This is a genomic window from Aeromonas sp. 5HA1 (genome assembly GCF_029237245.1).
Lineage (GTDB): Bacteria > Pseudomonadota > Gammaproteobacteria > Enterobacterales > Aeromonadaceae > Aeromonas > Aeromonas salmonicida.
Map to the genome: position 1 here is coordinate 39,382 of NZ_JAACFW010000020.1, position 14,306 is coordinate 53,687.

The 14,306-nt window shown below is 62.0% G+C and carries 11 protein-coding genes and 1 tRNA gene; all 12 read left to right on the forward strand.

All coding sequences use genetic code 11. The features are described from left to right. The first annotated feature begins 381 nt into the window (after positions 1-381). The 12 genes from GWQ27_RS16985 to hypF all read left to right on the forward strand — a co-directional run bounded on the left by GWQ27_RS16985 (position 382) and on the right by hypF (position 14,301). Complete coding sequence (locus tag GWQ27_RS16985; RefSeq protein ID WP_265421516.1) at positions 382-1,077, forward strand: 4Fe-4S dicluster domain-containing protein; 696 nt, start codon at positions 382-384, stop codon at positions 1,075-1,077. Next, positions 1,077-2,960: a hydrogenase 4 subunit B gene (hyfB, locus tag GWQ27_RS16990; protein ID WP_275907841.1), complete on the forward strand. Its 1,884-nt coding sequence runs from the start codon at positions 1,077-1,079 to the stop codon at positions 2,958-2,960. Before GWQ27_RS16985 ends, hyfB begins: the two co-directional genes overlap by 1 nt. A 1-nt stretch (position 2,961) precedes the next feature. Continuing rightward, a complete protein-coding gene (locus GWQ27_RS16995; protein ID WP_265433618.1) occupies positions 2,962-3,915 on the forward strand; it encodes an NADH-quinone oxidoreductase subunit H in 954 nt (317 codons plus the stop codon). A 65-nt stretch (positions 3,916-3,980) separates the two neighbouring features. Then, on the forward strand, positions 3,981-5,699 hold the full coding sequence (locus GWQ27_RS17000; RefSeq protein ID WP_275907842.1) for a hydrogenase large subunit: 1,719 nt from the start codon (positions 3,981-3,983) through the stop codon (positions 5,697-5,699). 9 nt (positions 5,700-5,708) lie between these two features. Beyond that, the gene (locus GWQ27_RS17005; RefSeq protein WP_275907843.1) at positions 5,709-6,266 is read left to right on the forward strand and encodes a formate hydrogenlyase complex iron-sulfur subunit; all 558 of its coding nucleotides are present in this window, start codon (positions 5,709-5,711) and stop codon (positions 6,264-6,266) included. Beyond that, entirely contained in the window at positions 6,266-7,081 is an 816-nt protein-coding gene (locus GWQ27_RS17010; protein ID WP_021140364.1) for an NADH-quinone oxidoreductase subunit B family protein, read from the forward strand. Before GWQ27_RS17005 ends, GWQ27_RS17010 begins: the two co-directional genes overlap by 1 nt. Further along, on the forward strand, positions 7,074-7,487 hold the full coding sequence (locus GWQ27_RS17015; protein ID WP_021140363.1) for a formate hydrogenlyase maturation HycH family protein: 414 nt from the start codon (positions 7,074-7,076) through the stop codon (positions 7,485-7,487). The genes GWQ27_RS17010 and GWQ27_RS17015 overlap by 8 nt, the downstream gene beginning before the upstream one ends. Beyond that, a complete protein-coding gene (hycI, locus tag GWQ27_RS17020) occupies positions 7,487-7,978 on the forward strand; it encodes a hydrogenase maturation peptidase HycI (RefSeq protein WP_275907844.1) in 492 nt (163 codons plus the stop codon). The genes GWQ27_RS17015 and hycI overlap by 1 nt, the downstream gene beginning before the upstream one ends. A gap of 199 nt (positions 7,979-8,177) precedes the next feature. Then, a tRNA-OTHER gene (locus GWQ27_RS17025) sits at positions 8,178-8,269 on the forward strand. 224 nt (positions 8,270-8,493) lie between these two features. Further along, positions 8,494-9,969 carry an L-seryl-tRNA(Sec) selenium transferase gene (selA, locus tag GWQ27_RS17030; protein ID WP_275907845.1) on the forward strand — a complete coding sequence of 492 codons (1,476 nt, stop codon included), beginning with the start codon at positions 8,494-8,496 and terminating at the stop codon, positions 9,967-9,969. Between the two features lie 4 nt (positions 9,970-9,973). Then, entirely contained in the window at positions 9,974-11,875 is a 1,902-nt protein-coding gene (selB, locus tag GWQ27_RS17035; protein WP_275907846.1) for a selenocysteine-specific translation elongation factor, read from the forward strand. Beyond that, positions 11,872-14,301 carry a carbamoyltransferase HypF gene (gene hypF, locus GWQ27_RS17040; protein ID WP_275907847.1) on the forward strand — a complete coding sequence of 810 codons (2,430 nt, stop codon included), beginning with the start codon at positions 11,872-11,874 and terminating at the stop codon, positions 14,299-14,301. Before selB ends, hypF begins: the two co-directional genes overlap by 4 nt. Positions 14,302-14,306: the final 5 nt, after the last annotated feature.

The window sequence follows — 14,306 nt, forward strand, 5'->3', positions numbered from 1 at the left end:
GCCAAGAGGAGAGCACTCACAAGAGTGCATAATACAGCGGTTCCTTGAAGGCTAGATCAGCTAACCAGTACCGTAGGGTGCAATAAGCGCAGCGCATTGCACCTCTGCTCTTACGCATTTAATTAGCGGTGCAATTCACTTCGTTCTTTGCACCCTACTCATACTGCCTTTTCCGGGGTGACGAACCCTCTCTCGCCCTTCGTCACAAGTGACGAACGTCACGGTTCGACACTGTGCCGCGTCCTCGCCGCGGCTCAACACAAAATTTAAAATCATTTAAAAAACATAAAGTTAAACTCATTTCTGGCGCCTTATCAGATTTGGCCCGCATTTTGCCATCCTGCCCCTATTCTCTCCGTTCGCGACACGACAAGGTAGGCTATGAACCGCTTCGTTATCGCTGACCCCAAGCTGTGTATCGGCTGTGGCACCTGTATGGCGGCCTGCAGCACGGTTCACAAGGCGCAAGGTTTGCAGCAAGCCCCCCGTTTAACCGTTATGCGACACGAGCAGGCGACCATGCCGGTTCAGTGCCGTCACTGTGACGATGCCCCCTGCATCAAGGTGTGCCCGGTCGAAGCAATTCGCCAGACCGGCGATTGCGTGCAGCTCAACGAGTCGCTCTGCATCGGCTGCAACCTGTGCGCAGTGGCCTGCCCGTTCGGCGCCATCCAGAGCGGTGGCAGCCGTCCGGTGGCCATGGCCAACAGCTACGACACCTATATTCCCTGCTCCATCCGCTCCAGCAACCCCTCCACCTCCGCTGGTCTGCGTTGCTTTGGCGAAGATCTGCTGAGCTGGGAGCCGGGCGTGCGCAGCATTGCGGTCAAGTGCGATCTTTGCGAGTTTCGCGCCGAAGGCCCCGCCTGTGTCAGTGCCTGCCCCTCCCAGTCACTGAGCATGGTCAACGACATGGCCTGTGCCAACGCCGCCCGCGATCGCCGCCTGCAAGCGGCCAATGCTCACCCGCAAGGTGCCCCCGCCTTCTCGGCCTCTGCTTGCACGACCGCATCTTGCTCGACCGCCACGACTGCGCCTGTTTCACCCGACGCTTCAATCACTGAAGGAGCCTGCTGATGTTGTCCCCCCTTGTTATGGCCACGCTCCTGCTCTTTTTGCTGGGCGCTGCCGCCGGTCTGCTGCTGCAAAAGCAGCCTTGGCTGGCAAACCGTCTCAATAGTGGCTTCGCCCTGCTGGGCTCGCTCGTCGGTGTTGTTGCCGCCATCAAGGCCCTGGCCCAAGATGCACCGATCGACGGCCAGATCTGGCTGCTGGGCTCGGTCCATCTGGATATGTTGGCCGCGCTGATGCTGCTGGTGATCACGCTCGTGGGCTTGGCTGTCTCCCTCTACTCCTTTGCCTATATCCGCGAATATCAGGGCAAGGGGGATGTGGCCATTGGCGTCTTGATGAACCTCTTCCTGTTCGCCATGGTGGGCATGGTGCTGGCCGACAACGCATTGGGCTTTTTGCTCTGCTACGAGCTGGTGACCCTCACCACCTACTGGCTGGTCAAGACCAATCCGGATGCCGCCAAACAGAGCCGCCTCTATCTGGTGATGAACCATATCGGCATGGCGCTGGTGCTGGTCGCCTTCTGGCTGCTCTGCCGCGAGTCTGGTTCGCTGGAGTTCGCCGCGCTGCGTGAACACCATCTGGCGGGCGCATTGGCATCCCTGGTCTTCCTGCTCAGCTTCTGCGGCTTTGGCCTGCGCGCCGGTTTCGTGCCGCTGCACGGCTGGCTGCCAGTAGCAGAGCCCGTCGCCCCCTCCCATATTTCGGCGCTGATGTCTGGAGTAATGGTGAAGCTGGGTCTGTTCGGCATTTTGCGAGTCAGCATCGATTTTCTCGGTGCCAGCCAGCTCTGGTGGGGCTACATGGTGCTGATCTTCGGTGCCTGCTCGGCAGTGCTCGGGGTGCTGTTTGCGCTGGCGGAGCACGATCTCAAGCGGCTGCTCGCCTACCACACGGTGGAGAACATCGGCATCATCCTGATGGGGATGGGGATCGGCATGATCGGCATCGCCAACCAGCAACCGGCGCTGGTGGTGCTGGGGCTGCTCGGCGCCCTTTATCACCTGCTCAACCACGCCATCTTCAAGAGCCTGCTCTTTATGGGCACCGGCTCCGTGATGTTCCGCCTCCACACCCGTGACATGGACAAGATGGGTGGCTTGGCCAAACTGATGCCCTGGACCGCGCTGGCGTTCCTTATCGGTGCCATGGCCATCTCGGCGCTGCCGCCCCTCAACGGCTTTGTCAGCGAGTGGTTTATCTATCAGGCGCTCCTCTCCATGACCAAACTCGGCACCTCCGTCGTCGCCCCGCTGGCGGTGGTGATGCTGGCGGTGACCGGCGCCATGGCGGTGATGTGTTTCGTCAAGGTGTATGGCATCTGCTTCTGCGGCGCACCGCGTAGCGAAAAAGCGAGTCAGGCCCGCGAAGTACCCAATGCCATGGTGGCAGGCACCCTGCTGCTGGCAGCGGTCTGTCTGGTGCTGGGTCTGGGCGCCCTCTGGATTGCCCCCTTTGTCAGCGGCTACGGTCAGGCCCTCGTCTCTTCTCAGCTCATGGGCCAGATGAGCGTGGCCACTGGCGCAACCCTGCTGCCGCTCGACAGCTCACAGGCGATCCTCTCCCCGCCGGTGATTGCCATCACCCTGCTGGGGCTGTTCCTGATCCCGCTGCTGGTCGTGGCCATCTTCAAGGGGCCCAAGCTGGGTCGTCGTCACGCCGGTACGCCGTGGGCCTGCGGTTACGCCTACGAGGAGCGCATGAGCCTCACCTCCGGCGGTGTCACCCATACCCTGCGCCAGCTCTGCGCACCGCTCTATCGCAAACAGCCCCAGCTCGATCTGGCCACCGCCCTGCACGGGGTGAGCGCGTCTCCCTCGGCCGCTGGCTGGCTCTTGCACGGCCTGGTGCTGGCGCTCTTTATCCTGATGGCTGTAGGAGTCTGATATGCCTGTTCTTGAAATGCCGAGCTGGGGCATGGTTGCCCTCGCCCTGACCCAGGCCATCGCCATGCTGGCGCTGGCGCCGCTGGCCACCGGTTTCAACCGGGTGCTGCGGGCCAAGATGCACTCCCGTCAGGGGCCCGGCCTGCTGCAGGATTACCGGGATATCGGGAAGCTCCTGCGCCGCCAGGAGGTGACCCCGGAGCCTGCCGGTATCATCTTCAACCTGATGCCGGCGCTGCTGATCGCAGCCCTCTTGCTGGTAGGGATGGCGCTGCCGACCCTGACCCACGAGTCCCCCTTTCCCATCGCCGGGGATCTCATCACCGACATCTACCTGTTCGCCATCTTCCGCTTCTTCTTCTCCCTGGCGGGGCTGGACAGCGGCAGCATGTTTGCCGGGATCGGTGCCCGCCGCGAGCTGACCTTAGGGATTTTGGTGGAGCCCATTCTGGTGCTCGCCTGCTTCATCATGGCGATGATGGTGGGCAGTTCGGATCTGGGCAACATCAGCAGCTACGTCGCCACCCAGCCGCTGGCCGCGCCCATCGCTACCCTGTTGGCGGGGGCCGCCTGCGCCTTCGCGGTGTTTGTGGAGATGGGCAAGCTGCCCTTTGACTGCGCCGAAGCCGAGCAGGAGCTGCAGGAGGGGCCGCTCACCGAGTACTCGGGCGCCGGTTTGGCCCTGCTCAAACTCGGCATGGGCCTCAAGCAGCTAGTGGTGGTGCAGCTCTTTTTGGTGATCTTCCTGCCTTTCGGCAAGGCGGCGAACTGGAGCCTGCCCGCGCTGGCGGTGGCCGCCCTGATCCTGCTCTGCAAGCTGCTGGTGGCCTTTGGACTTGCGGGCATCATCGAGAACTCCATGGCCCGCACCCAGTTCGTGCGCACCCACAAGCTCACCCGCTATGGCTTGGGGCTGGCCCTGCTGGCGCTGCTCGCCTATCTGGTCGGGGTATAACTCATGCCCGCCATCACAGCTGCTTTTTTCGATTTCATCATTTGCGAATTTAAAGTGAGAACTGCATGACCATCGCCATCCAGGATCGCATCGGTTGCGACTATATCCAGCAACTGCGAGCGCAACTGCCCCACGCCATCATCGACGAGCAGTGGCAGACCGCCGATCAGGCCACCCTGACCGTCAAGCCCACCAGCCTGGTGGCCCTCACCAGCCTGATTTTTCACAAGCAGGGAGGCTGGCTCTCGGTTTCGTTTGCCAATGACGAGCGCAGCCTCAACGGCCACTTCGCCGTCTACCACGTCTTCTCCATGGAGGGCGACACCAAAAGCTGGATCACAGTCCGGGTGCTGGTCAACGCCATCGAACAGGAGTACCCCTCCATCACCCCGACCATACCAGCGGCGGTGTGGGGCGAGCGGGAAATCCGCGACATGTATGGCCTGCGCGCCGTCGGCCTGCCGGACGAACGCCGTTTGGTGCTGCCGGATGACTGGCCGGAGAATATCCACCCGCTGCGCAAGGACGCCATGGATTATCGCCAGCGCCCGATGCCCACCACCGACACCGAGACCTACCCCTTCGTCAATGAACTGGGCAATGAGGCCAACCGCATAGTGCCGGTGGGCCCGCTGCACATCACCTCGGACGAGCCGGGTCACTTTCGTCTGTTTGTCGATGGGGAAGACATCATCGACGCCGACTACCGCCTCTTCTATGTCCATCGCGGCATGGAGAAGCTGGCGGAAACCCGCATGGGCTACAACGAAGTGGCGTTTCTGACCGACCGGGTCTGCGGCATCTGCGGCTTTACCCACAGCGTCGCCTACACCACCTCGGTGGAGAACGCCATGGGCATTAAGGTGCCCGAGCGGGCCAAGATGATCCGCGCCGTGCTGCTGGAGGTGGAGCGCCTGCACAGCCATATCCTCAACATCGGGCTGTCGAGCCACTTCACCGGTTTCGACACCGGCTTTATGCAGTTCTTCCGGGTGCGGGAAAAGTCCATGACCCTGGCCGAGCTGCTGACCGGCGCGCGCAAGACCTACGGCCTCAACCTGATTGGCGGGGTACGCCGCGACATCTTCAAGGAAGATCGCATCAAGGGCGCCCAGCTGGTGCGCGAACTCCGTGATGAGCTCAAACCCCTGGTGGCCATGCTGCTCGACACCGCCAATATCACCTCCCGTCTGGTGGGGATAGGCCGCCTCGACCCGCAAATCGCCCGCGATTTCAGCTGCGTCGGCCCCATGGTGCGGGCCAGCGGCTTCAAGCGCGATGTGCGCCGGGTCCACGACTTTGCCGCCTATCGCGAGCTGCCGATGGAGATCCAGACGCTGGCGGGTTGCGACGTGCAATCCCGAGTGCTGGTGCGCATCCACGAGCTCTACGACTCCCTCGACATGATTGAGTTTGGCCTTGAGCACCTGCCGGAAGGGCCGCTGCTGACCGAAGGCTTCACCTATCAGCCGGGCAAGTTTGCGCTGGGCTTTACCGAAGCGCCCCGTGGCGAGAACGTCCACTGGAGCATGACCGGCGACAACCAGAAGCTGTTCCGCTGGCGCTGCCGCGCCGCTACCTACGCCAACTGGCCCGCCCTGCGCTACATGCTGCGTGGCAATACCGTCGCCGATGCGCCGCTGATCATCGGCAGTCTGGATCCCTGCTACTCCTGTACCGATCGGGTCACCCTGGTCGACCCCAAGAAGGGCAAGTCCACCGTGGTCTCCTACAAGGAGATCGAGCGCTACGGTATCGACCGCAAAAACTCTCCGCTCAAGTAAGGGGTCATCATGATCAAGCTGTTCAAGACCATCCTCAAGGCTGGCAAACCGACCGCCAAGTACCCCTTCACCCCCTACGAGGTGAACCGGGATTTTCGCGGCAAACCGAAATATCAGGCGGATCAGTGCATCGCCTGCGCCGCCTGCACCAAGGCCTGCCCGGCCAACGCGCTGGTGATGGAGGTCGATATGGAGACTGGCGAGCGCCGCTGGGAGATCTCCATGGCCCGCTGCATCTTCTGCGGCCGCTGCGAAGAGGTCTGCCCGACCCATGCCATCGCCCTCTCCCCCGAGTTCGAGCTGGCGGTGACCAACAAGGCCGATCTCTATGAGGAGGCCCGCTTCGCGCTGGCCCCCTGCACCCTGTGCGGCACCTACTTTGCCCCGAGCAAGCTGGTGGCGCTGGTGGAGGACACCCTCAAGCAGGCTGGCACCCCGCTCACTACCCCGGAGCGCCTGCACCACTGCCCCAACTGCAAACGAAAACAGAGCATGCTGAGCCAGCCTGACTCGGCCATGACCACACCGATTGCCACACCGATAGCCACACAACAGGAGTGGATGTGATGAGCAAGATCAAAGGCATAGAACCGGTTGTCGGCCATGCCCATACCCGCGCCGTGCCGCTGGCACAGGATCCCGAGATCACCAAACTTAAAAAAACCCTGCTCAAAGACATTCGCCGCTCGGCCTATGTCTATCGGGTCGATTGCGGCGGCTGCAACGCCTGCGAGATCGAGATCTTCGCCACCATCACACCGCTGTTTGATGCCGAGCGCTTCGGCATCAAGGTGGTCGCATCTCCCCGTCACGCCGACATCCTGCTCTTTACCGGCGCTGTGACCCGGGCGATGCGAGTCCCTGCCCTGCGCGCCTATGAGGCAGCCCCCGATCCCAAGATCTGCATCGCCTACGGCGCCTGCGGCTGTGACGGCGGCATCTTCCACGATCTCTACTGCGTCTGGGGTGGCACCGACAAGATAGTGCCGGTGGATGTCTATATTCCGGGCTGTCCGCCCACCCCTGCCGCCACCATCTACGGCTTTGCGGTGGCGCTCGGTCTGCTTGAGCAAAAACTCACAGCCACCAGCCACGAGGTGCAACCGGGTGAGCGGGTCGAACTGCGCCACACCGGCATCCCCAACGAAATTCGGGTGATGATCGAGCGCGAAGCGCGCCGCATGGCCGGTTACCGGCAAGGACAGATCATCGCCGACGAGTTTATGGCACTGCTCGAAGGGGCGACCCAGCAGGATGTGGATCTGCGTATCCAGAGCTACCTCGATCAGCACGACGACCCGCGCCTGTCGGAGATCGTCAACAACCTCGCAAACGCCTGCCTCAACCGGGCAGCAGGCAAGGGAGAGGCGGTGCATGGCTGATCAGGTTTTCTTCTACCGCCTCTCGCGCAAGTTTGTGGATGAACAGTTCGACGTGCCCGAGGAAGCCAAGGAGGTGATGTACTACAGCCTCGCCATCGGCCACCACCTCGGCATCGTCGACTGCCTCAGTGCCGATCTGGTCTGCCCGCTAACGGGTTATCGCGACTGGGTGGCCAAGCTGCCAGCCGGCAGCGAGGCGCGCCGCAAGATGGAGGGGTTTCTCACCTTTGGCGAGATCACCATCTATCGCGAGCACTGCCATATGCTGGCCTGCGCCTTCGACCGACTGCGCAAAGCCGACAATGTGCTCGATGAGCAGGAGCTGGGCTGGACCAACACCTTTATGGATCAGCTCACCGCCCTCTATAACGACCCCCATATGTACCTGATGGTAAGGAGCCGCTGATGGGCTGCAATCTCATGTTGACCGTGGGCAATGCCATGATGGGGGACGATGGTGCCGGCCCTTATCTGGCGGACAAGCTGCAAGCCGCCCCCCTGCCCGACTGGATCCATATCGACGGCGGCATAGCGCCGGAAAATATGGTCTACAAGGTGCGGGAGCTGCAACCGGAGCGGGTGGTGCTGGTGGATGCCGCCGAGATCGGCGAGAAGGCGGGCACCCTGCAGGTGATCCCCCCCGAGACCATCGCCGAGATGTTTATCTTCTCGACCCACAATATGCCGCTCAATTTCCTGATCGACGAGCTCAAGACCTTTGTCCCCGAGGTGATCTTTGTCGGGGTACAACCGGCCATCGTTGCGTTCTCCTTCCCGATGACCGAGATGGTAAGCGAGGCGATGGATTATCTTTATCAGCATCTTGATGCCGCCAAAGATACCAGCTTGTTAATAGAAAGACTGGATCAGTGGAATATCACCAATGACGAGCGATAGTTATTTTATCAGCTGTTAAATAAGTTATTTATTCGTAACACTGGAGATATCAAAAGAGCCTGACGTTGTATTCAAACGTCGGGCTAACTGTCCTTTTATTGATATGAAACAACGTCAGACCACATTTACCAAGCATCTGTAAAATATGAAGAAAATCATTGCCAGTCTGATTTTACTGGCTCAAAATATCAGCCATTACGGAAGTTGATGGGGTCTGGTGGCCTCCTCGGTCTACAAAACCGATGTTAGCCGAGAAGGCTTTGGCAGGTTCGATTCCTGCCTCTTCCGCCAATTTAATATAGTGAATAGTCGAATTCACCTTGTTTAACAAAGGTGCGTACTGCTTGCCAATATAATCCGGACATCGGTGTTCAGCCTGGCCAATCGTTAATTTGCCAGCATGAATCAACCATTAATTCATGCTGACATTGCCAGCGCAGAATAATCCGTCAGCTCGGCCCTTCTATCGGCGAAGCTGCGCGTATCTCAAACCCACGCACTGCCCTGGTAATCCCATGCCGAACTCGTCTCACGCGCCAGCCATCGCCCACTCCCACAGTCAGCCCGAATCATGTCCGACTGCCGACGATTCACTGCCAGATTCACTGCCACAGCCCAGCCAGCAACAAGCGCGCCGTCTACCGCAAGTGGAACAGCTGCTGCAGCAACCTTTTCTCGCCGGTTATATTGAAGCGCTGAGCCGCCCGCTGGTGACCCAGGCGGTGCGCGATACCCTGAGTGCGCTGCGCCAGAGCGAGGCGTTTCGCCAGCACGGGGTTACCCCCGAGCACCTTGAAGCGCTGATTGCCAAGCGCTGCCAGCAGCAGTTGCGCCAGCGTCAGACCCGGGTGATCAACGCCACCGGCACCCTGGTGCATACCAATCTGGGGCGCTCGCCGCTAAGTCACGAGCTGTGGGACGAGGTACGCGACCTCAACACCGGATACAACAATCTGGAGCTGGATCTCGCCACCGGCAAGCGCGGCGGGCGCAAGGGGCTGATCGCACCCCTGCTCGGCTGCCTCACCCAGGCGGAGGATTCGCTGGTGGTCAACAACAATGCCGCTTCGCTCTTCTTGCTGCTGCAGGAGATAGCAAAGGGGCGCGAGGTGATCGTCTCGCGGGGCGAGCAGATCCAGATTGGCGGCGGCTTTCGCATCCCCGATATTCTGGCGCTCTCCGGCGCCAAACTGGTGGAGGTGGGCACCACCAATATCACTACCGCCAAGGATTACCTCGATGCCATCACCGATCAGACCGCCTTGGTGCTGATGGTGCACAAATCCAATTTCACCATTCGCGGCTTTACCGAATCCCCCGATATTGGCGAGGTGGCCCGCGCCCTGCCAGAGCAGGTGGTGCTGGCGGTGGATCAGGGCTCGGGCTTGACCACAGAGGAGTTTGCACCGGACGAAACCTCGGTGCGCCAGTATATCAAGGCGGGGGTGGATCTGGTCTGCTACTCCGGCGACAAGCTGCTGGGCGGCCCGCAATCGGGCATCATCAGTGGCCGCAGCGACCTCATCAAGCGGCTGGAAAAACACCCCATGATGCGCACCTTCCGCCCGAGCCGCATCGTCTACTCCCTGCTGGAACGCCTGCTCATTCACAAGCTCAACAAATCCCCCATCGGCGAGGGCATTGCCCAGCGCACCTTGAGCAACCCGGCCGCCATGCAGACACGGGCCGATCAGCTGATGGCCGCCCTGCCCGGCTGCTTTGTGCCGGTCCCCGCCCAGTTGGTGGTGGGCGGCGGTACCCTGCCGGACGAGTTCTACCCCGCACCTGCGCTCGAATGCACCGACCCACGTCCGGCCCAGCAGTTGCTAGATGCCCTGCGCGAACTGCCGGTGCCGGTCATTGCCACAGTGCGCCAGCAGAAGGTGCTGCTCAATATGGCGACTCTGCTGCCAGCTGATATGTCGGTTTTAATCGCCCAGCTTCACGAGCTGCTGCTACCTGCCTCGATAAATGCAACTGAGGAGCCCTGATCCCATGACCCCCTATCGCGCCGTTATCGGTCTCGCCGGCCACGTGGATCACGGCAAGACCCTGCTGATCAAGGCCCTCACCGGCATCACCACCGCCCGCGCCCACGAGCAGGCCATCGGCATGACCCAGGATCTCGGCTTTGCCCACTTCGACGACGGTCAGGGCAACACCATAGGCGTCATCGATGTGCCCGGCCACGAGCGCTATATCCGCAACATGGTGGCGGGGCTCTGGAGTCTGGATCTGGTGCTGCTGGTCATTGCCGCCGACGAGGGGTGGATGCCGATGACCGGCGATCACCTGCGCCTGCTCAAGGCGATGGGGGTGCCGCGCCTGCTGGTCTGCATCAACAAGTGCGATCTGGTGGAACCCGACGAGCGGGCACTCCTCGAAGAGAGCCTGCTGGAGCGGGTGATGGACGAGAGCGGCATGGTGCCTGATATCGTCAGCATCAGCGCCAAAACCGGCGAAAGCATCGATGCCCTGCACACCGCCATCGTGCGCCGGCTTGCCGATGTACCAGAATCGCACGCTGCCCGCGAACAGGGTGCGCCGCGACTGTATGTAGACCGGGTCTTTACCGCCAATGGCACCGGCACCGTGCTTACCGGCACCCTGCAGCAGGGCAGCCTCAAGGTGGGAGACAAGCTGCGCCTCTACCCCGCCGATCGGGAAGTGCAGGTGCGCTCCCTGCAGGCTTATCACCAGAGCGTCGATGAAATTGGCGCCGTCTGCAGGGTGGCGGTGGGCCTGAAAAAAGTGCCCCACAAGGAGGTGGCCCGTGGTCACTGCCTCACCAGCGCAACAAGCAAGTGCGAGGCGGCAACCCACCTTATCGTACGACTCAACGCCGAGCGCCTGAGCAGCAAGACGCTACGTCCCTCTCTGCACAACAAGGAGGTCGAAGTGGCCCTCGGCAGCTGGCATGGCCGGGCGCGCTTTGTACCAATAAAAGATACCCGGCTGGCGCGGCTGATCTTTGCGACTCCCATCCCCTGCTTTTTCGGCCAGCCGCTCGCCATCATTCGCCATGGCAGCAGCGAACTGCTACACGGTGCCCGCATCATCTGGTGCGGCGATATCCACCCCGCCAGACGCAAGGCACTGCATACCCTGCTTGGCGAGCTGCCAAATGTGCTCGCCGGTTACAACCCTGCTGCCCTGCAGCTGGGGCTCAACGGCTATGTAGCGGCCAGCCGCTTTGACCAGCGACCCGAGCAGGTCACCCCTCTCGGTGACTGGCTGCTGGATAACCACTGGCTAGCCCAGAGCCGCGATCAGTTGCTCGCTACGCTGGCTAGCGAACCGCTCAGCGCCGCCGAGCTTGCGACCCGATTTGGCATCGCCTTGCCGGTCACTCACGCCCTCCTCCAGCAACTCAAGGGGGAGCAGCTTGTTCGCCTGCACCATGACAAGTGGCAGCCGGGCAGCGGCGAGTCAGAAGATGATTTGGGGGAAGAGGCACAGCTGGTGCTCAAGGTGGTGCGAGATCAAGGCAAGGCGGGTTACGAGCCCGGTAAACTTGGCCCCGGCGGCGTGGAACTGGATCCCTTTATCACCCGCAAACTGCCCGCGGCCCTGCAGCAGGGCTTGCAACAAAAAGGCGCCCTGCAAAAGCAGCTGCGCAATCTGGCAAGGCTCAAATACCTGGTGCAGCTCGATGGCCCCATCTACTACGACGCTGCCCTTTACAACCAGATGGTCGCCGCCGTGCTGGCAGGCCAGCAGGTGGGAGATCTGATCGACATGGCATCCCTCAAGGAGATCACCGGTTTGTCGCGTAAATACGCCATCCCGTTCTGCCTGCGCATGGAGATGGATGGCTGGGTGCGGCGCGAGGAGAACGAGCGCCGGGTGCTGCGTTTGCCAGAAAGACAAGATGCCGTGCAACAGGCGCTGGCATGACAACCACCCTAGTCCCCAACCTTGCGGCCACCCGATTGCGCCGCGAATTTCATATGGACGGTATAGTGCAGGGGGTCGGCTTTCGCCCCTTCGTCTATGGGTTGGCACTGCGCCACGGCCTTACCGGTTATGTCTTGAACGATGCCAACGGCGTCACCATAGGTGCCGAGGGTTCCCCCGAGCAGCTGGCCGACTTTGCCCGCGAGCTGCGGGAACTGGCACCGCCGCTCAGCCGCATCGACCACTTCAGCGAGCGGGCGCTGTCCCTTGACGATGATCCCGACTTTAACGGCCAGTTTCATGGCCAGTTTCAAATTAAAGCGAGCGAGCAACAGAGCGCCGCCACGGTCGCCATCTCACCGGATCAGGGGATGTGCGAGGCGTGCGCCCGGGATGTGGCCAATCCGGCCGATCGCCACCACCACTACCCCTTTACCAACTGCACCCACTGCGGCCCGCGTTACACCATCATCCGCCGCCTCCCCTACGACCGCCCCCACACCGCCATGGCGGGCTTTGCCATGTGCCCACGCTGTGCGGCGGCCTATGAAAACCCGCTGGACAGGCGCTACCACGCCCAGCCGGTGAGCTGCCCCGAGTGTGGGCCCCATCTCAGCTGGCGCAGCGGCCGTGGCGATGCCTTGGCCGAGCGCGAGGATGCCCTGCAGGCCGCAGCAAGCGCCCTGCAGGCGGGGGCGCTGATTGCGGTCAAGGGCATGGGGGGTTATCACCTGATATGTGATGCCCGCAATGAACAGAGTGTTGCCAGATTACGAATGCTCAAGCGGCGCGCGCGCAAGCCGCTGGCGGTGATGATGGGATCCCTTGCCGAGGCCAAACTGCATGTCACCGGCAGCGAGGCAGAGTGGCAACTGCTCGGCTCCCAGGCCAGGCCCATCACCTTGCTGCGCAAGCGCACCAAGGATGATCGGCCGTCAGATCTCATGCAACAGCAAGCGGCGCCGCTGGCCGAGGGGATCGCCCCCGGCATCCCCTACCTTGGCGTCATGCTCCCCTACACCCCGCTCCACCAACTGCTGCTGGATGCCTGCGCCATACCGCTGGTGGCCACCAGCGCCAATGGTCGCGGCAGCCCAATCCTCATCGAATGCGATGCTGTGGTCAGGGAACTCGGGGACGAGATTGACGGCATCCTGGATCACAACCGCCCCATACTGCACCCGTGCGATGACAGCCTGGTGCAGTGGGCAGGTGGACGGCGCCAGACGTTGCGCCTCGCCCGGGGCTACGCCCCCTGCACTCCCAGCCTGAAACAGGCGGTCAATTTGCCGCTCTTGGCAGTCGGGGCGCAGCAGAAAAACCAGCTGGCGCTGGCCTTTGGCCGCCAGCGCATCTACAGCCCCTATATCGGCGATCTGCACAGCCTGCCAATGCAGGGCCACTTCGAGCAGACCCTGGCTACCTTTCGCGATCTCTACGATCTCAAGCCCGAACTGCTGGTATCGGATCGCCACCCGGGCTACCTCAGCCATCAGTGGGCCAAGCACTATTGCCGCGAACAGGGTGCGACCCACCTTGAGGTGCAGCACCATCACGCCCACCTGCTAGGGGTGATGGCCGAGCATGAGATCACAGGCCCGGTGCTGGGTTTTGCCTTCGACGGCACCGGCCTTGGGGATGACGGCACCCTCTGGGGTGGCGAGCTGCTGCTGGCAGATGTGAAGGGCTTTACGCGGGCTGCCCACCTCAGGCCCTTCAAGCTCATCGGCGGCGAGGCGGCCATTCGCGAGCCGGTGCGCCAGCTGCTGGGGCTGCTGTTTGAATCCTATGACGTGGAGCAGATCAGCGCCCTCGATATTGCGTTGATCAACACGTTGCCACCTGAGCGGATCAACAACCTGCATCAGCTCTGGCGCCTGGGCCGCAACACCCCTTACACCAGCTCCATCGGCCGCCTGTTCGATGCGGTGGCGGCGCTGCTGGGGGTGATCGACACCCCCGATTACGAGGGCGAGGCGGGACTTTTGCTGGAGGCGGCTGCCTTGCAGCTGACCCCCGATGAATTGCCCTTCCCCCTCGCCTTTGGCCTGAGCAAATCAGCGGAGGGGCCACTGCAGATCGAGTGGGCCGAGCTGCTCAATACCCTCATCAACGAGCGGCGCAAAGGCACCTCCACCGCCCGCCTGGCCGCCGGTTTTATCCGCGCCATCAGCGCTCTGGTCATCGCCCTGGCCGAGCGCTTCCCCGGCTATCCGGTGGCGCTCGGGGGCGGCGTATTTCAAAACCGGGTGCTGATGGACGAGCTTGTGCCCGGCCTCGAAGCAGCCGGCCGCCAGGTCTTAACCTCTGAAACCCTGCCGCTCAATGACGGTGGCATCGCCGCCGGTCAGCTCTGGTTTGCCATCCACCATATTGCCACGCACCAGCCTGCCACAACAGGTTGTGCCACCTTGTCGGAGTCCTGAAATCC